This window comes from Rhizobium sp. BK619 (genome assembly GCF_014195245.1).
In the GTDB taxonomy this organism is placed as follows: domain Bacteria; phylum Pseudomonadota; class Alphaproteobacteria; order Rhizobiales; family Rhizobiaceae; genus Rhizobium; species Rhizobium acidisoli.
This window is the reverse complement of the sequence record NZ_JACIBH010000007.1, coordinates 1-24694: the sequence shown is the minus strand read 5'-3', so window position 1 is coordinate 24694 and position 24694 is coordinate 1. Positions and strand designations below refer to the sequence as shown.

The 24694-nt window shown below is 62.8% G+C and carries 21 protein-coding genes; 4 read left to right on the top strand and 17 right to left on the bottom strand.

Annotated elements, in window-relative coordinates; all coding sequences use genetic code 11:
• Positions 1-38: 38 nt before the first annotated feature.
• From FHX14_RS14425 to FHX14_RS14410, 4 genes are all read left to right on the top strand, one after another.
• Entirely contained in the window at positions 39-1022 is a 984-nt protein-coding gene (locus FHX14_RS14425) for a tripartite tricarboxylate transporter substrate-binding protein (protein WP_184377601.1), read from the top strand.
• 200 nt (positions 1023-1222) lie between these two features.
• Positions 1223-1684 carry a tripartite tricarboxylate transporter TctB family protein gene (locus tag FHX14_RS14420; RefSeq protein ID WP_179612298.1) on the top strand — a complete coding sequence of 154 codons (462 nt, stop codon included), beginning with the start codon at positions 1223-1225 and terminating at the stop codon, positions 1682-1684.
• A gap of 9 nt (positions 1685-1693) precedes the next feature.
• On the top strand, positions 1694-3199 hold the full coding sequence (locus FHX14_RS14415; protein ID WP_184377600.1) for a tripartite tricarboxylate transporter permease: 1506 nt from the start codon (positions 1694-1696) through the stop codon (positions 3197-3199).
• 91 nt (positions 3200-3290) lie between these two features.
• A complete protein-coding gene (locus FHX14_RS14410) occupies positions 3291-4460 on the top strand; it encodes a M20 aminoacylase family protein (RefSeq protein ID WP_184377599.1) in 1170 nt (389 codons plus the stop codon).
• 172 nt (positions 4461-4632) lie between these two features.
• Here FHX14_RS14410 and FHX14_RS14405 read toward each other — a convergent pair whose 3' ends face one another.
• The 17 genes from FHX14_RS14405 to FHX14_RS14325 all read right to left on the bottom strand — a co-directional run bounded on the left by FHX14_RS14405 (position 4633) and on the right by FHX14_RS14325 (position 24319).
• Entirely contained in the window at positions 4633-6420 is a 1788-nt protein-coding gene (locus FHX14_RS14405; protein ID WP_184377598.1) for an adenine deaminase, read from the bottom strand.
• Positions 6417-7337, bottom strand: a complete 921-nt coding sequence (locus tag FHX14_RS14400) for a nucleoside hydrolase (RefSeq protein WP_184377597.1) — start codon at positions 7335-7337, stop codon at positions 6417-6419. The genes FHX14_RS14405 and FHX14_RS14400 overlap by 4 nt, the downstream gene beginning before the upstream one ends.
• Positions 7338-7341: 4 nt before the next feature.
• Positions 7342-8367, bottom strand: a complete 1026-nt coding sequence (locus tag FHX14_RS14395; RefSeq protein WP_184377596.1) for an ABC transporter ATP-binding protein — start codon at positions 8365-8367, stop codon at positions 7342-7344.
• Entirely contained in the window at positions 8360-9139 is a 780-nt protein-coding gene (locus tag FHX14_RS14390) for an ABC transporter permease (protein ID WP_003590404.1), read from the bottom strand. The genes FHX14_RS14395 and FHX14_RS14390 overlap by 8 nt, the downstream gene beginning before the upstream one ends.
• Positions 9136-9963, bottom strand: a complete 828-nt coding sequence (locus FHX14_RS14385) for an ABC transporter permease (RefSeq protein WP_184377595.1) — start codon at positions 9961-9963, stop codon at positions 9136-9138. Before FHX14_RS14385 ends, FHX14_RS14390 begins: the two co-directional genes overlap by 4 nt.
• Before the next feature lie 67 nt (positions 9964-10030).
• On the bottom strand, positions 10031-11053 hold the full coding sequence (locus tag FHX14_RS14380) for an ABC transporter substrate-binding protein (RefSeq protein ID WP_183697412.1): 1023 nt from the start codon (positions 11051-11053) through the stop codon (positions 10031-10033).
• Between the two features lies 1 nt (position 11054).
• The gene (locus FHX14_RS14375) at positions 11055-12101 is read right to left on the bottom strand and encodes a LacI family DNA-binding transcriptional regulator (RefSeq protein ID WP_012558802.1); all 1047 of its coding nucleotides are present in this window, start codon (positions 12099-12101) and stop codon (positions 11055-11057) included.
• A gap of 174 nt (positions 12102-12275) precedes the next feature.
• Positions 12276-13718 carry an efflux transporter outer membrane subunit gene (locus tag FHX14_RS14370; RefSeq protein ID WP_012558801.1) on the bottom strand — a complete coding sequence of 481 codons (1443 nt, stop codon included), beginning with the start codon at positions 13716-13718 and terminating at the stop codon, positions 12276-12278.
• A gap of 149 nt (positions 13719-13867) precedes the next feature.
• Positions 13868-16978: an efflux RND transporter permease subunit gene (locus tag FHX14_RS14365; protein ID WP_184377594.1), complete on the bottom strand. Its 3111-nt coding sequence runs from the start codon at positions 16976-16978 to the stop codon at positions 13868-13870.
• A 47-nt stretch (positions 16979-17025) separates the two neighbouring features.
• Positions 17026-18237 (bottom strand): efflux RND transporter periplasmic adaptor subunit, encoded by a 1212-nt coding sequence (locus FHX14_RS14360; RefSeq protein ID WP_012558799.1) that lies wholly within the window; start codon positions 18235-18237, stop codon positions 17026-17028.
• Positions 18238-18393: 156 nt separating this feature from the next.
• Complete coding sequence (locus FHX14_RS14355; RefSeq protein WP_012558798.1) at positions 18394-18996, bottom strand: TetR family transcriptional regulator; 603 nt, start codon at positions 18994-18996, stop codon at positions 18394-18396.
• Between the two features lie 104 nt (positions 18997-19100).
• Positions 19101-20045 carry a phosphoribosylaminoimidazolesuccinocarboxamide synthase gene (locus FHX14_RS14350; protein ID WP_012558797.1) on the bottom strand — a complete coding sequence of 315 codons (945 nt, stop codon included), beginning with the start codon at positions 20043-20045 and terminating at the stop codon, positions 19101-19103.
• Between the two features lie 86 nt (positions 20046-20131).
• A complete protein-coding gene (locus FHX14_RS14345; RefSeq protein WP_184377593.1) occupies positions 20132-21874 on the bottom strand; it encodes an SLC13 family permease in 1743 nt (580 codons plus the stop codon).
• Between the two features lie 102 nt (positions 21875-21976).
• A complete protein-coding gene (locus FHX14_RS14340; RefSeq protein ID WP_184377754.1) occupies positions 21977-22660 on the bottom strand; it encodes a phosphoribosyltransferase in 684 nt (227 codons plus the stop codon).
• 14 nt (positions 22661-22674) lie between these two features.
• Complete coding sequence (locus tag FHX14_RS14335) at positions 22675-23481, bottom strand: pseudouridine synthase (RefSeq protein ID WP_179612309.1); 807 nt, start codon at positions 23479-23481, stop codon at positions 22675-22677.
• Positions 23482-23632: 151 nt separating this feature from the next.
• The gene (locus FHX14_RS14330; protein WP_003590425.1) at positions 23633-23839 is read right to left on the bottom strand and encodes a hypothetical protein; all 207 of its coding nucleotides are present in this window, start codon (positions 23837-23839) and stop codon (positions 23633-23635) included.
• Between the two features lie 141 nt (positions 23840-23980).
• Positions 23981-24319, bottom strand: coding sequence for a hypothetical protein (locus FHX14_RS14325; RefSeq protein WP_003590427.1), 339 nt, complete (start codon positions 24317-24319; stop codon positions 23981-23983).
• Positions 24320-24694 lie beyond the last annotated feature (375 nt).

Genomic DNA, 24694 nt, shown 5'->3' with positions numbered 1-24694 from the left:
GTGTCGGCGGGCTTGCTTGTTTCATCAGGGAGGAAACGATGAAAATTCTGAAGGCCATGCTCGGCCTGACCGCGGCTGCCGCAGTCTCTCTTCTCGCCGGCGCCGCTTCGGCGCAGACCTATCCCGAACGCACCATCACCATGGTCGTGCCCTTTGCGGCCGGCGGCCCGACCGACACCGTCGCGCGCCTCATCGCCGAATCCATGTCGAAGGATCTCGGCCAGCAGATCGTCGTCGAAAATGTCGGAGGCGCCGGCGGCACGCTCGGCGCCGGCCGCGTGGCGAGTGCCGATCCCGATGGCTACACGATCCTGCTGCACCATATCGGCATGGCGACCAGCGCCACGCTTTATCGCAAGCTCGCCTATGACACGCTCGGCGCCTTCGATTATGTCGGCCTCGTCACCGAGGTGCCGATGACGATCGTCGCCCGCAAAGATTTCGAGCCGACCGACCTCAAGGGCCTGATCGAATACGTCAAGGCCAACAAGGACAAGGTGACGGTCGCCAATGCCGGTATCGGTGCGGCCTCGCATCTCTGCGGCATGATGTTCATGAGTGCCATCCAGACGCCGCTCACCACCGTTCCCTACAAAGGCACCGGCCCTGCCATGACCGACCTGCTCGGTGGCCAGGTCGACATCATGTGCGACCAGACGACCAACACGACCAAGCAGATCCAGGGCGGCACGATCAAGGCCTATGCCGTGACCTCGCCCAAGCGCCTCGACGTGATGAAGGACATTCCGACGGCGGTCGAAGCCGGCCTGCCGGGCTTCGAAGTCGGCATCTGGCACGGCATCTACACGCCGAAAGGCACGCCGGCCGCCATCAACGAACGCCTGTCGAAGTCACTGCAGGTCGCTCTGAAGGATCCGAATGTCGGCGCCCGCTTCGCCGAGCTCGGCACGACGCCTTCCTCCGACGCCGATGCGACGCCGGCTGCACTGAAGGCCAAGCTCGAAAGCGAGATTGCCCGCTGGAAGCCGGTGATCGAGGCTGCCGGCGAATATGCGGACTAGTGAGGGATGCGCCAGGAATAGCCCCTCACCCTAACCCTCTCCCCGTAAACGGGGAGAGTGGACTTGCTCCGAACAATGGCGGGAAAGGCGAGAGGTTTGCGGCGGATCCCCTTCTCCCCGCTGGCGGGGAGAAGGTGCCGGCAGGCGGATGAGGGGCAATCGCAGCAGTAACGACGCCATCTCCAACTCCAGGAGACACCATGAAATCCATCAGTTTCGATACCACCAACGCGATCTGCGGCGGGCTTTTCGTCGCGACCGGCGCTTTCTTCGCCATCCAGTCGCTGGGGCTAGACCTCGGCACGGCGGTGCGCATGGGGCCTGGTTATTTTCCGCTGGTGCTGGCCGGCGTGCTCGTGCTTCTCGGCGCGATCATCTTCATTCAAGCGTTGCGCGTCGAGGGGGAGCCGATCGGTCTCTTCGCCTGGCGCGGCATGCTGTTCATCCTGCCGGCGCCCGTCTTCTTCGGGCTGACGGTGCGCGGGCTCGGATTTGCGCCGGCGCTGTTCTTCACCGCATTCATCGCCTGCTTCGCGTCGCAAAAGATGAACGTGTTCTTCGCGATCATTCTTTCGCTGCTGCTGACGGTCTTTTCGGTGGGAGTCTTCAGCTATGGGCTGGGCCTGCCGTTCGAGCGCTTCGGCCCCTGGGTCCGGTTCTAGGAGACGATGATGAATCTTTTCAGCAATCTCGCGCTCGGCTTTGCGACAGCCGGCACTCTGGATAACCTGCTCTTCTGCCTGATCGGCGTGCTGCTCGGCACGCTGATCGGCGTGCTGCCCGGTATCGGCGCCACGGCGACGATCGCCATGCTTTTGCCGATCACCTTCCAGCTCGAACCGGTCTCCTCGCTGATCATGCTGGCCGGCATTTATTACGGCGCCCAGTACGGCGGTTCGACGACGGCGATCCTCATCAACATGCCGGGCGAATCCTCCTCCGCCGTCACCGCAATCGACGGTTACCAGATGGCGCGCAAGGGCAGGGCGGGAGCAGCGCTTGCGATCGCCGCACTCGGCTCGTTCTTTGCCGGCACGGTCTCGACCTTCCTCGTTGCGATTTTCGCGCCGCCGCTTACCGCCATCGCGCTGCAATTCGGCTCGGCGGAATATTTCTCGCTGATGATCGTCGGCCTTGTTTCGTCGATTGCGCTCGCGCACGGCTCCGTCGTCAAGGCGCTGGCGATGGTGGCGCTCGGGCTGCTGCTCGGTCTCGTCGGCACCGACATCTATACCGGCACGCCGCGCTTCACGCTCGGCATCCGCGAATATGCCGACGGACTGAATTTCGTGGCGCTCGCGGTCGGGGTCTTCGGCGTGGCGGAAATCCTGCGCAATCTTGAAGGCGAGTCGACCCGCTCGGTGCTGATGGCCAAGGTGTCCGGCCTTTTGCCGTCTCGTCAGGAATTCAAGGAGATGATCGCGCCGATCATTCGCGGCACGGCGATCGGTTCGGCGCTCGGCATCCTGCCGGGTGGTGGGGCGATCCTTGCCTCCTTTGCCTCCTATACGGTGGAGAAACGCCTGTCGAAGACACCGGAGGAATTCGGCAAGGGCGCCGTCGCCGGCGTGGCGGGTCCGGAATCGGCCAACAATGCCGGGGCGCAGACCTCGTTCATTCCGCTTTTGACGCTCGGCATTCCGGCCAATCCCGTCATGGCGCTGATGGTCGGCGCCATGATCATTCAGGGGATCGTGCCGGGACCGAATGTCGCCACCGAGCAGCCGGCGCTGTTTTGGGGCATCATCGCCTCGATGTGGATCGGCAATTTGATGCTGGTCATCCTCAACCTGCCGCTGATTGGGCTCTGGGTGAAACTGCTGACCGTGCCCTATTATGTGCTTTTCCCCATCATCATGGCCTTCTGCTCGATCGGGGTCTACAGCGTCAACGCCAATGTCTACGACCTCTATGCCGTCGCCTTCTTCGGGCTGATCGGCTACGTGCTGGCAAAGCTTCGCTGCGAGCCGGCGCCGCTCCTGCTCGGCTTCGTGCTCGGGCCGCTGCTCGAAGAGAACCTGCGACGTGCGATGATCCTGTCGCGCGGCGATCCCACTACCTTCGTCACACGGCCGATCAGCGCCACGCTTCTGGCGATCGCAGTCGCCGTGCTCATCGTCGTCTTCCTGCCGAGCGTCAAGAAGAAGCGTGAAGAGGTGTTCGTCGAGGAGACTTGATGGTTGAACTTGCGGGCTGTTTGATCAACAAAGGATGATCTGACGCGGGCGCCGGTGGGCGCCCGTACCGCTAGACAGGATATCCAGGCTCATGAGTATCCCCGCCCGGATCAAGGACGATCTGCCGTTCCTGACCTCTTTGCGCCGCGATCTGCATGCCCATCCCGAACTCGGCTTCGAGGAGGAGCGCACTGCCAGCATCGTCGCGAGGCTTCTCGAGGAGGCTGATATCACGGTGCATCGCGGGATGGCCGGCACCGGCGTCGTCGGCACGCTCACTGTCGGCAACGGCACGCGCAGGATCGGGCTCAGGGCCGATATGGACGCGCTCGCCATGCCTGAAACGGCAGAGCGGGCTTATAAATCGACTGTACCGGGAAAGATGCATGCCTGCGGCCATGACGGCCATACGGCGACGCTTCTTGGCGCCGCACGATATCTTGCGGCGACGCGGGCTTTTTCCGGCACGGTGCATTTCATCTTCCAGCCAGCCGAAGAGGGCCGCGGCGGCGCGAAGCGCATGGTGGAGGAGGGGCTGTTTAAGCTTTTCCCCTGTGACGCCGTCTACGGGCTGCACAATATGCCGGGGCTATCGGTCGATGAGATCGCCGTGGTCGAGGGACCGCAGCTTGCTTCCTCCGACAGCTGGCGCATCACCTTTCGCGGCATCGGCACGCACGGCGCCAAGCCGCATCTCGGCCGCGATCCGATCACCGCCGCCGCCACCTTCCTGTCATCGCTGCAGACGATCGTCGGGCGGGTGGTCGATCCGCTGCAGCCGGCCGTCGTCAGCGCCTGTTTCCTCCAGGCGGGCGACCCGAAGGCTTTGAATGTCATTCCCGATATCGTGGAGATCGGCGGAACGGCACGGGCCTATTCGCCCGATGTGCGCGATCAGCTGGAGAGCCAGATCGGCCGGCTGGCCAGCGGAACGGCCGCCATGTACGGCATATCGGCCGATTATCGTTTCGAGCGGCGCATTCCGCCCGTCGTCAATGATGGGGATGCGACCGCCCGAGCGCTTGCCGCCGCCGGCACGGTGTTCGGCGGGAAGGTCCGGACGAGCTTTCCGCCGTCGACGGCAGGCGACGACTTTGCCTTCTTCGCGCAGAATGCGCCAGGCTGCTACGTCTGGCTCGGCAACGGGCCGGCGGTGGACGGGGCGCTGCATCACAACACCGCTTATGATTTCAATGATGAGGCGCTTGGGTATGGGGCGGCTTATTGGGTGGCGTTGGTGGAGCGGGAGTTAAAGGTTTAGAGTAGCGCTTGTGGCCCGCTCATCCGCCCTGCGGGCACCTTCTCCCCGCTGGGGAGAAGGGACTGGTGGCAACGTCTCGATTCCCCCTTCTACCCCTCGGGGAGAAGGTGCCCGTAGGGCGGATGAGGGGGCTGCACAGCAATCCCTCACTTTATGGTATGTGCGTTCTGACTTACAAAACCTCCAGCACCGGGCCTTCCACTACCTTGCCCGTCACCACATCAGCAATCCCCCGGTCCGTCTGGTGCGGGCCGGCATTGCAGGCAAGCGTGGCGCCGAAGCAGGCCTTGAAGACCCGATAAGGCGGTTTCCAATCGACGATTTTTTCCATGGCCTTGCGGATGCCGGCGAAGGCCGAAGCTGTCTCCTTCAGCGATGCGTCGGTCACCAGGCCGGAGAGCGGCAACGGCAGGATTGCCTCGATCGCGCCGTCTCTGGCGACCGCCATGCCGCCGCCGGCTGATATGACGGCGTTGGCGGCGAGCGCCATGTCACGGGCATTGCCGCCGAAGACGGTCAGGTTGTGGCTGTCATGCGAGACGGTGGTGCAGAAGGCGCCGCGCCATTCGCCCCAGCCGGTGAGGAAGCCGAGGCGCGGGATGCCGTCGGCCTTGCCGTGGCGATGGGCGACGGCGATCATGGCGCTGCCGGCCGGCGGCACGACGAAGCCGTCCCTGACCTCCGTCTCCGCCTCGCCCCATTGTGTGAAACGTGGGCGGTCGATGGTGGCGACCCGGACGCGTTCGCCTTTCGAGGGGATGCGGAAATCATCCTCGGTAAATTGCGGGAGCTTCACCGAATTTTCAAGCGGCGCCGTGTCGAACTGCTGGATGTCGACTTGCATGCCGCCGTTGCGGGCGACGATGCGGCCGCTCGAGATGACCAGCCGCGCCCGGAATTCCTCAAGATCTTCGAACAGCACGATGTCGGCGCGGCGGCCGGTGGCGAGGAGACCGAGATCGGAGCGCTTCAGGCGCTCAGCGGCGTTGAAGGTCGCAGCGCGGAGCGCCCATTCCGGCTTCATGCCGTAGCGCACCAGGCGGCGGATGACATCGTCGAGGCCGCCGCTTTGATAGAGTTCATCGGGAAAGACGTCGTCGGTGCAAAGTGTCACGGTCGCGGGGAGGTGGCCTAGGCCGTTCAGCACCTCGACGAATTCCTGCAGCAGATGGTCGTGGGAGCCGCGCAGCTCGATCGTCAGGCCGGCTGAAAGCTTGGCGGCGAGGTCGGCGCCGGAGGTCAGTTCGTGGTCGGAGGTGACGCCCGCCGCCATGAAGGCGTTGAGATCGGCCCCCTCGAGGCCGCGGGCATGGCCGCAGACAAGCTTGCCGGAGGCAAGGCCGGCATTGACGATGGCGCTCATGCGCGGATCGCCGTCGATGACGCCGCGCATGTTCATGACCTCGGCAACGCCGCCGACGGCCGGCGAGCGCAGCATCTCGGCGATGACGGCGGCATCGAAATCGGCGCCGGCAAGTTCCAGCCCCGGTGCCGATGGCACGCAGGAGGGAGCGAGCAGGATCATGCGCAGCGGCAGTGAGCGCGCCGCTTCGATCGCCCAACGCACGCCGTCGAGACCATGGACGTTGCCGAATTCATGCGGATCCCAGACGATGGTGGTGACGCCGCGCGGCAGCACGGCGCTCGTATATTCGGCCGGCGTCACCATCGAACTTTCGACATGCATATGGGTGTCGATCAGGCCGGGCGTTGCGATGCTGCCCGCCGCATCGATGATCTCGGCCGCATCAGTACGGCTTGCCGGGACATGGACGCTTGCAATCAGCGCGCCGACGAGGCCGATATCGGCCTCCCGGATCAGGCCGGTCACTGCGTCGAGCAGGCGGCCGCCGGTAATCAGCACATCGAAGGGGGCGTCGCCGCGCGCGGCGGCAACGGCGCGGGCACGCAGGGCGGGATCGTTGAGATCGGCGGGTTCCTGGCGAGGGGTGGCGTTCATTTGCGGGCCTCGTTGACCAGGGCGGCGAGAATGATCCCGCGCGCCCTCTCGGCATCGATTTCGGCGGCGAATTGCGCGTTGAAGGTCGCATGCGTGGCGCGGGTCTCGACGACGGTGCGGCCACGCGTCAGGCTGCCCTGAAGCTCGACGTCGATGCGCGCGGGGCGAAAGCCGACGATATCGGGAGCGACGAAGGCGACCGCGGCAGAAGGATCGTAGATCGCCATACCGGGACGGCCGCGGCTGGTGCCGATGCGGATGTAACCTGCAAACAGATCGGCGATCAGCTCGGCATTGGCGCCGCCGGCATTGCGCACCGGCTCGGCATCCTCCGGCCTTGCCAGCACCTTGCGGCAGAGGTCGAGATCGACCATGCGCAGCGGCAGGCCATGGGCGATGACGATGGACAGAGCCTCGGGATCGGCGAGCGCATTGAACTCGGCAGAGGCCGTGTGATTGCCCGACGTGACGCCGCCGCCCATCCAGACGAGGTCGCTGATACGGGCGGCAAGATCGGGGCGGGCGAGTGCCACGGCGGCGATATTGGTGAGCGGGCCAAGCGCCAGGATGCGGCGCTGGCCCTGGCCGTCCAGCCAGCGGCACAGTGCTGCGAAGGCATCGCTCTCGGCAAGGGCTGATGCTTCCGGCAGGCTCTTGCCGATGGTTGGGATGCCGGTTGCGCCGAGGATCGCCTGGGCGGTTTCGAGCTTGCCGAGAACCGGCATGGCGCGACCGGTGTGGATGGGGAAATTCCAGCCGAAGGCGCTGGCGGCGCCGGCGGCATTGCTTCTCACCTGCGGCAGTGGCGCATTGCCGAAGACCAGCGACACGCCGTCGATCGCGTAATCCGACTGTGCCACCACCAGAATGGCGGCGATGTCGTCGAAGCCCATGTCGGTGTCGATCCAGACGCCCATGATTTCACCCGAACCGTTTGAGATTGGCCGCGCCGGCAACCGGCAGGTCGAAGGCGAGCGCGCTGCCGATCTCGTGCGGCGGCAGGCGTGCATCGATCTCGGCCTTGATGGGCCCAAGCGGCGTATCGAGAAGATATTCGCGGGTGTTGCCGGCGAAAGAGGTGCCGCGCACCGTGCCCTGAAACGGACCGGAACCAAGGTTCACCATGCGCGGACGCCAGGCGAGGCCGGCCGCGGCTTCCGGGGCCGGAGCGGAAAGCGCGACAGGCCCGTTCGGCGTCGCAAGCTTATCGTCTTTCAGCGCGAAGACATTCTCGAAGCCGACGAAATCGGCGACGAAGGCGGAGGCCGGATTGTTGTAGATCTCCTCAGGCGTGCCGATCTGCTCGATGGCGCCGTTCAGCATCACGACGATGCGGTCGGCGAGCGCCAGAGCCTCCGTCTGATCGTGGGTGACGAAGATCATGGTGACGCCGGTCTCTTTCTGGACGCGCTGCAATTCGGCGCGCATTTCGAGACGAAGCCGTGCGTCGAGATTGGAGAGCGGCTCGTCGAGCAGCAGCACCTTCGGTTCCATCACCATCGAGCGGGCGAGGGCCACGCGCTGCTGCTGGCCGCCGGAGAGCTCGGCGGGTTTGCGGCCGGCGAAGGCTGAGAGGCCGACCGATTTCAGGCCGCCGCCGACGCGGGTGTCGAGATCGGCGCCCGACATCCCTTTGAGACGCAGGCCGAAGGCGACGTTTTCGTAGACCGTCAGATGCGGGAAAAGCGCATAGGATTGGAAGACCAGGCCGACCGCGCGTTTGTTGGCGGAAACGCGGGTGATATCGGCGCCGTCGAGACGGATGCGGCCGGAGGCGGGCGTCAGCAGGCCGGCGATGGCGCGCATCGTCGTCGTCTTGCCGCAGCCGGAGGGACCGAGAAGGGCGACGAGCTCACCTTTGCCGACCGTAAGGTCGAGATCTCCGACCGCAACCGTGTCGCCATAGGCAAGCGTCAGCTTGTCGAGTTGAAGATAGGCATCAGACATAACGCGAGAATCCCAGGAAGCGTTCGGCGAGGAAGACGATGCCGATGGAGAGAAAGGCGAGAAGGGCGGAGAGCGCCGCAATGGACGGATCGTAGGTGGTTTCCATGTAACCCAGCATGTCGATCGGCAGCGTCCGGACGCCGGGGCCGGAGAGGAAGAGCGAGACTGGCACCTGATTGAAGCTGGTGACGAAGCCGAGGATGAAGGCGGCCAGAATGCCGCCGCGGATATTCGGCATCACCACGCGGAAGAAGGCGCCGAGCCTGGAGGAGCCGAGGAGGACGGCGGCCTCCTCGATATCCGAACGCAGATTGTCGAGGCTCGCCGAGACGACGCGCACGGCATAGGGCAGCACCAGGGCGGTATGGGCAAAGAACAGCGCGAGCGTGATGTTGAAGCCGAAGGGCACGACGAGATAACGCAGCAGCGCCAGGCCGACGATGATGCCGGGGACGATGATCGGCAGCGAGACGACGGTGCGGACGGTTTCGGCCGCCGGCAGCCGGTAGCGCGACAGCGCATAGGCGGCCGGGATGCCGAGGAGGAGGGCTGCGAGCGTCCCGAAGACGGCAAGGAACATCGACATGGCGAAGCTGTCGCGGAAACTCTCGACGGTGAACACCTTCATGACCCAGCGCAGCGACAGTCCCTGCGGCGGGAAGGCCAGCGTATCGCCTGATGACAGCGAAGCGGCGATGATGATCAGGAACGGGCCGATCAGAAAGACCAGCAGCAGGAAAAGCACCACGGGCGAAAACAGACGCAGGGTCATCGGCGGTTCCTCGCCGTCGCAAGGCGTTTCAGCAGGATGTTGGCGGCAAAGCTCATGACGATCAGGATGAAGGCGATGACGCTTGCCGAGACGAAATCATTGGTGACGGAAACCTGCTGATATAGCAGCGTTTCCAGCATCAGCACCTTGGAGCCGCCAAGCACGGCGGGCGTGATATAGGCGGTCAGCGATCCGGTGAAGACAAGCGTGCCACCGACGACGAGGCCTTCCCTGGTCAGCGGCAGGATGACCTTCCAGAAGACCTGGAACCAGTTGGCGCCGAGAACGCGGGCAGCGGGGATCGCATCCTTCGGCATGTTTTCGAGCGCACTGATCAAGGAAAGTATCATCAGCGGCAGAAAGAGCTGCAGGAGGCCGATGAAGACGGCGGTCTCGGTGAACAGCAGCCGCAGCGGCTCGGCGCTGAGACCGAGGCCCGTTATCGCCTGATTGACGATGCCGGTGCGGCCGAGGATGACGATCCAGGCATAGGTGCGCGCCACCGGAGAGATCATCAGCGGCAGGGTGACGAGGCCAATCATGCGGCCCTTGCCATTCGGCGGCAGGTTGACGATGGCAAAGGCTGCGGCATAACCGATGACCGCCGAGACGGCGGTGACTTCGAGGCCGAGCCGGAAGCTGCGCAGGAAAACGGTGCGGTTCAGCGTCTCGGAGAAGAAACCGGCATAGGCCGACAGCGTCCAGCCGCCGCCGGCACGGAAGCCTTCCGACAGCAGGATCGCGACGGGCAGCAGGAAGACCAGGGTCGCAAAGACGGCTGCCGGCAAGGCCAGCGCCAAGGCTTCTGCGCGGTTCTGGAACATGAGGCGCCTTTCGAGCGGACGGAGGATGGTCCCGGCGGAGACGCCGGGACCGGTTCTCAGGCAGACCTTACTGGCCGACCTTTTCGTTCCAGCTCTTCAGCCAGCCGGCGCGGTTGTCGAGGGCGACGGCCGAAGGGATCAGCTTGAGGCTCTTGGCGGTTTCCTCGCCATAGGTGAGGTTGTTGGCGGCGGCTTCGGAAAGCTTGACCTCGCTGTTGGCCGGGCTGTCGACCAGCTTTTCGGCGAGTTTGGTCTGGATATCGGTCGAGAGCCAGAAATCCATGAACTGCAAGGCGAGATCCTGGTTCTTCGAACCCTTGGTCAGCACCAGCACATTCATGCCGCCGGTCTGACCCTCTTTCGGGGTCGCCCAGGCGACCGGAACATCGAGCTTGGTAAAACCAGCCCAGGAGAAACGGCCGATCGGCGCGGCCCAGATTTCCTCCTGCTGCATTAGCTGTACGAGCTGCGAGGATTTTTCGTAGAAGGTGACGATGTCGTCCTTCTTCTCGCCCAGCGCCTCGATCGGACCCTTCAGATCCGGCGTATCCTTGCCGAGCGCCTGGCCCAGCATGTAGAGCGCCGGTGGCCCCTGATTGGTCGTCACGTTCGGGAAGGCGACGTGGCCGACATATTCCGGCTTCAGGAGATCGGCCCAGGAGTCGATCTTCATCTTGTCGGAGCGATAGGCGATCGAGGTGGCGTAGAAGGTGTAACCGACGCTCATGCCGTCGCCGTTCGGATCCTTGGCGACGTCGTAGAGCTTGGTGAAATTGGCGAGCTTAGCGGTGTCGACCTTGTCGATCAGGCCGGCACGGGAGGCTGCCAGCGCATCGGCCATGGAAACGGCGGCGAGATCGACGACGGGATTGGCCTTGTTTGCTTCCATCTTGGCCAGGCGTTCGACGCTGTTGCCGGTCTCGACCACCAGCTTGCAGCCGCATTTGGCTTCGAAGGGATCATAGACCAGCGTCTTGAAATCGTCCTGGGCAAAAGCATAGACCGAAATGGTCAATGTGCGGTCCGCTGCTGTAGCTCCGAGCGGAGACAGGGCGGCGAGTGCTGCCGAGGCAATGAGCGCTTTTTTCATCTTACATGTTCTCCATCTCTGAGGTTTTTTTGGTGCCGGGTTCGCAAGGCCCGGATGATTGGCGGACGATCAGCTGCATGGGGACACGGTCGATCTCGGCGGTCACCAGCATGCCCTGCCGGATGCTGTTCGCTCTTATGGTATCCACCAGTGCCGACACGGCAATCCCGGCAATCGCGTCCATGTCCATACGAACAGTCGTCAGCGACGGTGTGACGACCGGCGACCAGATGAGATCGTCGAAGCCGGTGACGCTGACATCGACGGGAATGTTGACGCCGGCCTGCTGCAACTCCGTCAGCGCCCGCAGCGCCTGCAGGTCGGAGAGGGCTGCGAAGGCGGTGAAACCCTGCCTGACTTTTTCGGCGAGACCGAGCGGGCAGCCGATGCCGCTATCCTGCTCGAGCCTGTCGATCCACAGCGTTTCCGCATGCATGTCCGGACGCATGCCGGAGTGGATGCCATCGGCGCGGTCGTTCTGGACGCTGGATTCCTGATTATTGCCGATGATGAGGATGCGGCGATGGCCAAGGCCGGCGAGATGGCCGGCGATTTCGCAGCCGCCCTGCCAATGGTCGGCGGCAACGGTGTTGCCTGACGTCGATGGGGTATCGATGACGGCTATGGGACAGGCGGCGGAAGAGATGCGGGTGGCGCGGCGGGGAATGACGACCATGCCGTCGACGCCGCGCTCGACCAGCCGATTGATCGCCTCGGTCTGGGCGGTGACATCGCCGCGGGAATCGGCGATCAGCACGCCGTAACCGGCGGCAGAAGCGGCGAATTCGATCGCCTGGGCGATTTTCGGGAACAGCGGATTGGCGATATCGGGCAGCACCAGGCCGAGAACGCCGCTGCGGCCGGTTCTGAGCGCTCGCCCGGCTTGGCTCGGGACATAACCGAGCTCGGCGGCATGCTCGCGAATCCTTTCGACCAGTTGGCCGGAGACGCGGCCCTTGCCTGATAGTGCATTGGAGACGGTGGCGACGGAGACGCCGAGCGACGTCGCTATCCTGCTGAGGTTCGGTCCCGAACGCGATGAAGCCATGATCGACGGCGCTCTGATTAATCGTTTAATCAGAGCTTTACCTCAGCTCTTTTCGCTTGTCGATTCCCAATTCATCTTATCGCGCATTATCCGCGATACAAACTCGGCCGACATGAAAAAGCCCCGCGAGACGATCGCGGGGCTCTATATGTCCAGACGGCGCAAGGCAGCCGATCAGGTCTTGGCCGGCTTCACCGCGACAGTGGTGTTGGCCACGGTCGTCTTGCCGCCGGGGGCATAGCCGCCGCCGACCGCGATGTTGAGGGAGACATAGTCCTTGGCCATCTGCTGAACTGCCTGGGCAAGGCTTGCCTGGGCGAGCGAAACCTGGCGCTGCGCGTCGAGAACGTCGAGCAACGAAGAGGCGCCGTCCTTGTAAGATGCAGTCGACAGTTCGAGGGTTTCCTGCGTGGTCTTCACCTGCGCCTGGAGTGCAGAGACCGTGCGGGCGTCACGCCGGACAGCGGCGAGCGCGTTCTCAACCTGCTCGACGGAGGTCAGCACCGTCGATTTCCAGTTGAGGTAGGCGGTCGCGGCGTCGGACTGTGCAGACTTGACGTTGGCGCGCAGGCGGCCGCCATCGAAGATCGGCAGGTTGAGGGTCGGACCGAAGGACCAAGGCGTCAGGCCGCCATGGATGCCGCGCTGGTTGATGTAGGACGGCGAGATCGAACCGCTGAGCGAGATGCTCGGATAAAGCTGCGCCTGGGCTACACCGATATTGGCCGTTGCGGCGGCGAGATCGCGCTCCGCGACGCGAACGTCGGGACGGTTGCGGATCAGGTCTGCAGGGATGCCGGAGTTGATGCCGCCGCGGAATACGGGCTGTCCATGACCCTTCAGCAATTCGTCCACGAGAGCCGAGGCCGGCAGGCCGAGCAAGGTGGCAATGTGATGGGCTGATATGCGGATGTTGGTTTCGAGGCCGGGAATTTCGGCGAGCGTCGATTGTACCAGGCCTTCGGCCTGGACGACGTCAAGACGCGAGGCAGCGCCGGCTTCAAGCTGGAATTTGGTGAGTTCGTAGGTTTCCTGACGCGACTTCAGGTTGGCCCTCGAAAGCGCCAGGCGCTGCTGATAGTAGCGAACGTCGATATAGCTCGAGACGAGATCCTGCACCAGGGTCAGCTTGGCGACATCAGCGGAGGCGTAGGCCGAATCGAGCGAAGCAAGCGCGCTCTCGGTGCTGCGCTTGTAGAGGCCGAAGAGATCGAGCAGCCAGCTCAGCTGGACTTCGCCGGCACTGGTGTTGCGCGTGTCGAACTGCGTGCGCAGCTCGCCCCTCTGGCCGCTGACCGTGTGTGAGCCGCCGACCGTCAGGTTCGGCAGGGCGCCGGCGCCGGCGGTGGTGACGTTGGCGGAGGCCGCATTGATGCGCTCGATCGCCTGCTGGACAGTCAGGTTCTGATCGAGGCCGGCTTTGACATAGCCATTCAGTTTGGGGTCGTTGAAGGCGGTCCACCAGGCGGCGGTAGCAACATCGCCTACACTCTTCGTTCCGCCCTCTCCGAATTTGGCGGGCAGCGGCATCTCAGGAGGAACATGATCCGGGCCAACAACGCAGCCCGACAATAATAACAGCAATGCCGGTGTGGCGGCAAAACGAAGAGATACCATTCATTTCATCCTGTACTCGAGCAAGTCAATTCTTGTCCGAAGCTTCATGCTTCACTATCGGCCGCCGCGCCTCGTTTACCCAAAACACCATTCCGAAGCAGTCGGGCGCAATGTAGCAATCGAAACAGCATTATCACAGTGCATTTATATCACACTCCTGCCGCATTTTTGCCGCGTGTGGCAAAGATGCGTCGAATGACGACGAAGAACGACGGTACGAAAAAGATTCCGAGCATCGTTGCCGCCAGCATGCCGCCGAGAACGCCGATGCCGATGGCGTTCTGTGCCGCCGAACCCGCGCCTGTCGCGATCGCCAGCGGCACGACGCCGAGAATGAAGGCCAGCGAGGTCATGATGATCGGCCGCAGGCGCAATCTCGCCGCCTCCAATGTCGCCTCATAAAGGCCCATGCCGCTTTCCATGCGGTCCTTGGCAAACTCGACGATCAGAATCGCGTTCTTTGCCGCCAGCCCGATGGTCGTGAGCAGGCCGACCTTGAAATAGACGTCGTTTGCCTGACCGAACAAGGTCGCTGCCGTCAGCGCCCCAAGAATGCCGACGGGCACCGCCATGATCACCGAGAAGGGGATCGACCAGCTTTCGTAAAGCGCCGCCAGGCAAAGGAAGACGACCAGAACGGAGATCGCATAAAGCATCGGAGCCTGCGAACCGGAAAGGCGCTCCTGATAGGAAATGCCCTGCCAGGCGACCGTATAACCGCCGCCGAGCTGTTCGGTCAGCGCTTCCATTTCGTTCATCGCATCGCCGGAGGAGACACCGGGTGCGGAAGCGCCATCGAGCGGAATGGCGCTGACGGCGTTGAAGCGGGCAAGCGAGGGCGCGCCTTTCACCCACTCCGTCTTGGTAAAGGCGGAGAAGGGCACCATTTCACCGGCGGTGTTGCGGGCGTACCAATGGTTGAGATCATCCGGCTGCATGCGGAAGGGCGCATCGCCCTCGACGTAGACCGGCTTGATCTCGCCGTTCAGTGTGAAGTCGTTGACGTCGCGGCCGGTGAAGATGATCGATAGCATCGAATTGACCGAGGCGATGTCGACACCCATGGCGCCGATCTTTTCCTGATCGAGGACGATGCGCATCTGCGGCTCGACCTCCTTGCTGCTGCTGCGCAGCGCCACGATCTTGCCCGAGGTGTTGCCCATCTGGATCAGCCGCTTGGAGGCGGCCGTCAGGGCGTCATTGCCGTGGCCGCCAGTATCGACGAGATACATGGAGAAGCCGCTCGATACGCCGAGACCCTGGATCGCCGGGGGCAGGAGCGCGAAGACCTGCGCCTCGCGGATGGCAAAGAAGTTGCGCAACGCGCGGTTGACGACCGATTGGGCGCTCAGAGTCGGATCGGTGCGCTTGGAGAAATCCTTGAGCTTGGTGAAGACGATGGCGCTGTTCTGGCCGGATCCGTTGAAGCCGAAGCCGAGCGCGCCGAACACGGATTCGACCGCGTCCTTTTCGTTTTCACGATAGTATTTCTCGACCTTCTCGACCACTGCCTGGGTCTGCTGGGTGGTCGAGCCCGGCGGCGTGGTGACGATGGTCAGCAGCACGCCCTGGTCTTCTTGCGGCAGGAAGGAACTCGGCAGGCGGGTGAAGAGATAGGCGCAGCCGGCGCCGACGAGCAGGAAAACCAGCATGACGCGGATCGGCCGTTTCAGCAGATAGCCGATGGCGCCGATATAGCCATTGGTCGAGCGCGTGAAGTTGCGGTTGAACCAGTCGCCGACACGGTGCTTCCTGTGTTCGCCGACCGGTTTCAGCATCGTGGCGCAAAGGGCAGGCGTCAGCACGAGGGCGACGAGGGCCGACAGCAGCATGGCCGAGACAATGGTGATCGAAAACTGGCGGTAAATGATGCCTGTGGAGCCGCCGAAGAAGGCCATCGGAATGAAGACGGCGGTCAGCACGAGCGCGATGCCGACAATGGCGCCGGTGATCTCGCCCATCGATTTTTCCGTCGCCTCGAGCGGCGAAAGCTTCTCTTCCGACATGATGCGTTCGACGTTTTCGACGACGACGATGGCGTCGTCGACGAGAAGGCCGATCGCCAGCACCATGGCAAACATCGTCAAGGTGTTGATCGAGTAGCCGGTGACCGCCAGCACCCCGAAGGTGCCGAGCAGCACGACGGGAACGGCAATCGTCGGGATCAGCGTTGCTCGCAGGTTCTGCAGGAAGATAAGCAGCACGACGAAGACGAGCACAATTGCTTCGATCAGCGTGTGCACGACCTTCTCGATCGACAGTTCCACGAAGGGCGTCGTGTCGTAGGGATAGGTAATCTCCACGCCCGCCGGCAGGCCGCGGCCGATGACCTCGAGAGCCGAGCGGACGCGGGCGGCGGTATCGATTGCGTTGGCGCCAATCGCCAGGTTGACGGCAAAACCGGTCGACGGCTGGCCGTTATACCGCGAGCCGCCGCCGTAGCTTTCCTGGCCGATTTCGATGCGCGAGACGTCGCTCAGGCGTACCGTCGCGCCGTCCTTTTCGACCTTGAGGATGATGTGCTCGAAATCGGCGACGGTGGTCAGCTGGCTTTGGGCAGTGATGGTGACGTTGATCTGCTGGCCGGGGGTCGCCGGCTGGGCGCCGAGCGAACCAACGGAGACCTGGGTGTTCTGCGCCTGGATGGCCGACGTAACGTCGCTCGGCGTCAATTGGTATTTCAGCAGCTTGAACGGATCGAGCCAGACACGCATGGCGTAACCCGAACCGAAGACGTTGATGCTGCCCACACCTTCCAGGCGCAGGATCTGATCCTCGATCGAGGTCGACATGATGTTGCCGAGGTCGACCGAGTTGCGCTTGCCGTCGGTCGAAACGAGCGAGCCGACGAGAAGGATACTCGAGGTCGAGCGGGTAACGCTGATGCCGGCATCGATAACGTCGCTCGGAAGCTGCGACTGAACCAGCTGCAGCTTGTTCTGCACCTGCACCTGAGCGATATCGGGGTCGGCGCTCGTCCCGAAGGTCAGCTGGATGCTGGCCGAACCTGTCGATGAGGTCGAAGTCATGTAGGTCAGGTCGTCGAGGCCGGTCATGCCGTCCTCGATGATCGTCGTCACCGATTTCTCGACAGTCTCGGCACTCGCACCCCGATAGGTGGCGTTGATGCGGACCGTCGTCGGGGCGATGTCGGGATATTGCGAGATCGACAGCGTGAAGATCGCCAGCAGACCGGCGAGCATGATGGTGATCGCAATGACCCAGGCGAAAATCGGACGTCGGATGAAAAACTTGGCCATCGGTTGTTCCTGTGCGGCTGAGACGGTGGCGTCGGGGCTCGAAGCGATTACTTCGCTGCGGGCTTCTGTGCGTCACCGGCCGCAGGCTGCTCGGCAGCCACGACCACGCCGTTGTCGGTGATCTTCATCGGGACCGGCTTCACCGGCATGCCTGATGTGATCGATTGCAGGCCGCTGACGATCAGCTGATCGCCGTCCTTGATGCCTTCGGTCACGAGCCAGGAATTGTTGGAGGGCGAGCTGTTTTCGAAAGCACGGGTCTCGACCTTGCCTTCGGCCGAAACGAATTGCGCCGTCAGCCGGCCGTTGGCGTCACGGCTCGTCGCCAGCTGCGGCAGCGCATAACCGTTCTCGGCGCCGAGTTCGACAGTCGCCCGGACATACATGCCGGGCAGGACGACCCGGTCGGGATTGGGAAAGAGCACGCGGATGATGAAGGTGCCCGTGGTCTCACTGACCACCTGCTTCGACATGTCGAGCTTGCCCTGCTGGTTGTATTCCTTGCCGTCTTCGAGGATCAGGTGGAAGACGACATTGGCTGCACCCTTGATGTCGCCGGCGGCCATCGCATCGCGCAGCTTCAAGAGATTGGTGCTCGATTCCGTCAGCGAAATGTAGATCGGATCAAGCTGGCGGATCGTCGTCAGCGCCGTCGTCTGATTGGCGGAGACGACGTTGCCGACATTATAGGCGGTCTGGTCGATGATGCCGTCGAAGGGGGCGATGATCCTGGTGTGGTCGAGGTCGATCTGCGCAGCGGACAGCGCGGCCTTTGCGGACTCGACTTCGGCCTTGGCCTGGAGCAGCGTCGTCTTGGCGGTTTCGAATTCGATCTGGGTGGCGCCGCTGCCGACCAAGCGCTGGTAGCGGTCGAGATTGCTTTCAGCGCTCGGCACACTCGCCTCGGCCTTGGAGATTGCCGCTTTGGCCTGCTCGACGGCGGCGATATAGGGCGCATCCTCGATCTGGTAGAGAAGGTCGCCCTTCTTGATCTCGCCGCCTTCCTTGAAGGCGATCTCGCGGATCAGGCCGCTCACCTGCGGCCGGATATCGGCCGTCTGGAAGGTCTCGGCGCGGCCCGGCAGGATCGTGGTGACCGGAAAACTACCCTTATTCAGCGTGATCACGCCAACCGGCGAGGCCTGCTGGGCCGCGGCAGCGCCTGCGTTGCCGGCGGGCTTGCTGGCGTTGTCGCTGCAGGCTGCGAGCAGTGCACCGAACGCCAGCGCCGAGGAGATGAGAAGGGCACGCCGTATCATTCTGAATTCCCTGTGCGGTGGCAATGGCCGTTCGATCCACGGGCTCGGCCCAGCCGAGCGAAGGCTTATAGAAGCGTCAGGATTGATCTGGCTGCAAATGCCATTATCCGAATTTAACAAAAGCTTTACGAAGTGACGTAAGTCAGCAATCATCACTTAGCAAGCGTTATTTTGCAGTGCGGCATCGACAAAGCCGACGATGTCCTCGGCACGATGCACGAGGGTTTCCTTGTCGTCGCGGGCAATCAGGATCGGGTGCAACACGCAGGCCAGGAGGTCTGCGACGGTGCGTGCCGCGCGCTCGGGATCGCGGCACTGATAGCGTCCCTCCGCGATGCCCTCTCGGATGATTTCGTCCAGCTTCAACTCGATTCGGGCGCGATAACGGTTGCCGGCCTCGAGTTTGGCCTCGATCGTCGAAAGCACCATTTCGAAGATGTAGGGATTTTTCTGGATGTCCTGCAGATGGCCTTCCAGCAGGCGCAGGACGAAGCGGAGCAATTGCTCCTTCGGGGGCAGGTCCTGGTCAAAGGCTGCGAAACGCTCGGTGGCATTGTCGAGATGGCGTCCGGCGATCGCATCGACCAGCGCGACTTTGGTATGGAAATGCTTGAAGACATTGGCGGGCGACATGTGCAGCGCGCCGGCGATATCGGCGATCGACACCGCCAGGTAGCCACGCTGACGAAACAGCATCTCCGCCATGGAGAGAATGTCCTCCCGCGTTTCCTCGGCCTTGCGTCTCGGCCTTCTTACCATCCGTCCCCCGCCGGGCCGGGCCCGATCCTTTTGGCTGATGTTAGCGCGATTGCACGAAATGCCGCAAGCCGATGATTAGCCGGAGGCTTTCGCGCGCTGCCATCTCAGGAGAAGTGGGGGGCGAGGTTCTGCCGGATGCGGGCAAGCGGTGTCTCGCCGCTATCGTCGGGAACAAAACGCTCGCCGGTGATCGCCTCATAGGCCCTGATATAGACGGCTGAGGTCTGTTCGATCAGTTCGGTGGGGATCTCGGGGATCTCATCCTTATATGGGTCGCAGCGTTCCGCCACCCAGGCGCGGACGAAATCCTTGTCGAAACTTTCCGGACGTTTTCCGGCGGCAAAACTGGCCGGATAGCTTTCGGCAAGCCAGTAGCGGCTGCTGTCGGGCGTATGGATCTCGTCGGCGAGGATGATGTTGCCGTCGCCGTCGGTGCCGAATTCATATTTGGTGTCGACGAGGATCAGCCCGCGTTTGGCAGCCATCTCCTGGCCGCGGGCAAAAAGGGCGAGCGCATATCGCGACAGGGTTTCCCACTGCTCCTTGGTCAGAAGGCCGCGGCTGACGATTTCGGCAGGCGTCAGCGGCTCGTCATGGCCGCCGTCGAATTCCTTGCTGGTCGGGGTGATGACCGGCTCCGGCAGGATCTGGTTGTCGCGCATGCCGTCCGGCAGGCGCATGCCGTACATCTCGCGTTCACCCTTCTTATAGAGCGTCAGGATCGATGTGCCGGTGGTGCCGGCGAGATAACCGCGCACGACGATTTCGACCGGCAGGATGTCGAGCCGCTTGCCGATCACGACATTCGCATCAGGATAGTCGAGGACATGGTTCGGGCAGATGTCCTTCGTCGCCTCGAACCAATAGCGCGCGGTCTGCGTCAGCACCTGGCCCTTATAAGGAATGCAGGTGAGGATGCGGTCGAAAGCGCTCAGCCGGTCGGTGCTGATGATGATGCGGCGTCCGTCCGGAAGATCGTAATTCTCGCGCACCTTGCCGCGATAATAGTTCGGCAGTTCCGGGAAATGGGCTTCGGAGAGAATTCGCACGGCGCTCGACTGTCCTTGTAATTGGGTGAAGGCTTCCTGCTCTAGTTTCATCGCGGGGGAAGTCAAGTCAGATGCCAAGTATCGCATCACAGCCAGAACAGAGCCAGGAGAAACAAAGCGAGGCCATAGCTGGTAACGGCAAGCGGCCAGCCGGCGCGCAGGAAGTCACTGAAGCGGTAGCCGCCGATGCCCATTGCCAGCGTGTTGTTGTGATGGCCGAAGGGCGTCAGGAAATCCAGTGAAGCGCCGGCGGCGACGGCAATCAAATAGGCGCCCGGCGCGTGGCTGCCGGCCTTTGCGAATTCCAGTGCAATCGGGGTCAGGACGATCGCCACCGTCGCGTTGTTGACGAAGGGCGTCAGCGCCATGGCGAGGAAGAGGATGAGGGCGATGCCGGAGAGCGGCTGGCTAACCGGCACGACGAGGCTCAGCCAGCCGGCGATGATTGCGGCCGCGCCGGTGCTTGCCACCGCCTGGCCGATCGGGATCATCGCTGCCAGCATGATAATGATCGGCCAGTTGAGATCGGCCATCGCCTGCCGGATGTTCAGATGATTGAGCAAGGCGAGCACAAGTACGACACCGGCAAAGGCGATGTCGGGAGGCAAGCCGGCCGCTGAGGCCGCGACGCCGCAGGCAAAGAGCGCGAAGGGCCGCCAGGAGAGGACGGCCGGTACGGCCGGGGCTGTCGGGGCGAGCGGCAGGCACTCGCTTTCTTCGAGCGCTTCGGCGATTGCCGTTCGCGGCCCTTCCAGCGTCAATATATCGCCGATCGACAGTTGCAGGTCGATGAAACGGCCCTCGATGCGCGGCGCGCGCATGGATAGAGCGGTAACCGCGACGCCGCGGCTTTGGAAGACTTCAAGCGAGCGGACGCGCGAACCGACCAGCGTGCTTTCCGGCATGACGACGGCTTCGACACGGGAAAAATCCGGCTGATGGCCATGCGGATTGATATCGGCGATCAGCGCCTGGGTAGCAGCAAGCCCGGCAAAAGCCGCATCGGCGCCTTCGGCAAGCAGTACGTCGCCGGCTGAAATCACCGACTGATCGAGGGGACCGAAGACGAAATTGTCGCCGCGGATCAGGGCGTGCGGTTTGATGCCGAAACCCGCCGGACAATCGGAAAGCCGGATGCCGATCAGCGGCGAAATGTCGGGAATGCGGCGCTCGACGACGATGCGGCGCGTGCCTGGGGAGATCGTTGCCGGCGTTTCGTCAGGTTCAGGAAAGAGACGCTGGATGCGAAAGGCGATGAGCAGAATGCCGGCGATTGCGACCGGCAGGCCGACATAGGCGAAATCGAAAAAGCGAAAGCCTGCTCCGGTCGCCTTGGCGAGCGCGTCGCTGACGAGCAGGTTGGCCGGCGTGCCGATCAGCGAGACGAGGCCGCCGAGCAGTGCCGCAAACGAGAGGGGCATGACAAGCTGGCGGCGGGGGATCGTAAGCGCCATGCCGAGCCGCAGCGTCACCGGCAGGCTGATTGCAAAGGCGCCGATATTGTTCATGAAGATGGAAATGAAGCCGGCAAGCGAGGAAGCGCCGGCGATGACCTTGAAGCCGGAAGGCTTGGCGGCGGCGAAACGGGCGGCGAGGTTGTCGAAGAGCCTGGCGCGCGCCAGCACCTGGACGATCAGCAGGATCTCGACGACGGTGATGACAACGGGACTGGCAAAGCCGGTGAAGATGTGGTCGGCCGGATAAAGTCCGAGCGCATAGCCGGCGAGCAGGCCGGCGATCGAAATCACCTCGATGCGGATGCGATCGAAAGAGAAGAGAACGAGCATTGCCAGCAGAAGGATCAGCAGGGATGCTTGCTCGAACGTCATGCGTGGATCCGGTGTTTCATCGATTGGGCAGACTGTAGTCGTTCCTCCTGCGCTGTACAGAGCTGGCCTCGGGCAAAGATTGACCAATCCTCATCTCTCGCCTCAGGCGGGTGCCTGCCACCGGCCCGCGGCGTTCCGCTCCAATATGGGCGTTGTAAAGACGCCGACGGTGCGTGCGATCCATTGCGGGCCGGCGGCAGCAAGGCTTTCACGCCAGCGCTGCGACTGCAGCATGGCCGCACCGATGATGACCGGTTCGATGCCGCAGGCCTCGAGCAGATCAAGAGCCGCGACGATCGAGGCGCCGCTGGAAATGACGTCGTCGATCACAGCGACGCGCCGTCCTGCCAGCAGCGGCAGCATGCGCGGATCAATATAGAGGCGCTTCTGCTGTGTCGGCGTGGTGATCGAGGACAGGGGGACGGAGAGCTCATCGCGATACCAGAATTTGCGCGAGGTGCCGAGTGGAACATAGCGGCTGTGGCCGAGCTTCTGCGCAACGGCGGCGGCGAGCGTCAGGCCGAGCGTCGGCAGGCCGGCGACGACATCGATGCGCATGGGCCTGATTTTTTCAGCGAGGCTTTCGGCGAGCGTGTCGAGCACGGCGAAGCTCGCCTGGTTGATGATCAGCGAGGCGAGGGCGTGATCGCCGTCCGCGAGTACGCGGATCGGCAGGCGCATCTGACGGCCGTCTTCCAGGACGGCGACGTAGAAGGAGGCGAATTCGCCGTCGACGGCAAAGGTGCCGGGCGAATGAACCTCCTGCCAGAAGTCGTGCGGCGCCATATCCCTTTCATCAGTCAATTGCGTCTCGCCTTCTCGATGCCGGTTTTCCGCCGCAGCGACTGCAATTCCGCTTCGGTCAGCGCGCGCACGGCGCCTTTCGGCAGTTCGCCGAGCTCGAGCCCGCCGATCGCAACGCGCACGAGGCGCAGGCATTCGGTCCCGAGTGCCTCCAGCATGCGGCGGATCTGGCGGTTACGGCCCTCGTCGAGCTCGACCTCGATCCATGAATTCCGGTCGCCCTGGCGCAGGCGCCGCGCCGCGGTTGCCGTCAGCAGTTCGCCGTCGTGGCGGATGCCCGATGTCATGGCGGCAATGCCCTCATCGTCCATGATCCGGTCGATCTGGACATGATAGGTCTTCGTCACATGGGTGACCGGATCGAGCAGGATCTGGGCGAATTCCGTGTCATTGGTGAACAGCAGCAGCCCCTCGCTCGCCTTGTCGAGGCGGCCGACCGGAGAGAGATGCGGGATGTCGAAATCCCTCAGGCAATCATAGACCGTCGGCCTGCCTTCGGGATCATCGCGGGTGGTGACGAGCCCGCGGGGCTTGTTGAGCATCAGGTAGATTTTCGCTTCGGCGGCAATGACGAGGCCGTCGACACTGATCCTGGCCGTCGCGAGGTCGACCCAGGCGGAGATATCGCTGATGGTGTGGCCGTCGACGGCAACCCGACTTTCGGCGATCAGCCGTTCGGCCTGGGTTCTGGAGCAATAACCAAGTTTGGAAAGGGCGCGGGGGAGGGTGACCCGCTTGGTTGCGCCGCCGGCGGCGGGCTTTGTCCGCTCGCGGGTCTTGTGCGATGGGCGCCGTTCCCTCATCTGCGGTCCTTATGCTGCCTCGATGCCTTCTCTTGGCATGAACGGAGCAAGGATGCCAGCAAGGCAAAGAAAAAGCGGGGGAGAAGAGACGCGTAAAAAACGCCAGCGCTTTGGAGGAGGCGCTGTTACGGCATGGCAGGTTTGCGCTGGCTCAGCGGCAGGCCATAAAGCCGGCAAGTTCCTTGCGGCTGACAACGATACCGGCAGCGGCCTTGACCGGATCCGGATGCGTATATGACAGACTTGGCATTTCGGGCAGGTCGAGTGCCTGACGCATATTCATGATGCCGACCGCGTAGCGGCCGTTGACGCCATCGACGCTGACTTCAATGATGCAATTGGCCCTCTTGTTTTCCATGTTGTCCTCCCTGTCGTTTTTTATGTTCCCATCAATCGCATTAAAAATTGGTTTTTCTAAGACATAAGCATTTACGCACCCTGCCGAAAAACGGATCGGCGGGTGCGTAAAAATATGATTTTTCAATGGATACAGCGGGCCCTAGCGCCACCAATGGCGAGGCTCCGGCTGTGAGCTGCCGGAAAGCAGATAGCCGGCGAGGAATCCAATGGCGCCTGCAAGCACCAGCGCAGTGGTTGCCGCGGTCGGGTGTTCGCGGGCGGCGCCGGCAGCAGCTGCCCCTTCGGCTCTGATCTGGGCGACGGCGTTCTTAGCGCGGGGCAGGGCCTCGTCGTAAGCCTTGCCGGCGCGGCCGCGCACTTCGTAATAGGCTTCGGCGCCTTGAGCGGAAATCATCTTCTGCAGGCGCGAGACTTCCTGCTGGAGTGCGGCAATGTCCTTGCTGACAGATGCTCTGATATCATCGGTGTTGGCAGCCATATCGGTCTCCTTCCTTCAATGGGAAAGACAACACTTAAGACGGCGATAGGTTCCGAAATGTTCGCCGTTGATTTGTGACGGAAATTTAAAGCTCGTGGCGGAAAGCAGTTTCATCCTCCATTAACCATAAATCCGCTCAAGCCGCTGTTTTCTCGTTATCTTTCGGTGGCAGGGAGCGGCTTTTCGAGGGTTTTTTGACCAACTGATAAAGGAATTTTCAGGAATCCGTCCCGAAAGGGTGCCCTGTGGATAATATCGACCGACAAAAACACTAGGCGAATCAACCTGTTACAAAATTGTCAAAAAACTTTGGTTTGGTGTGTTGACTTGGAAAAGGGGTTAGTTCTATAAGCCCACTCACTGAACGAGGGCGGC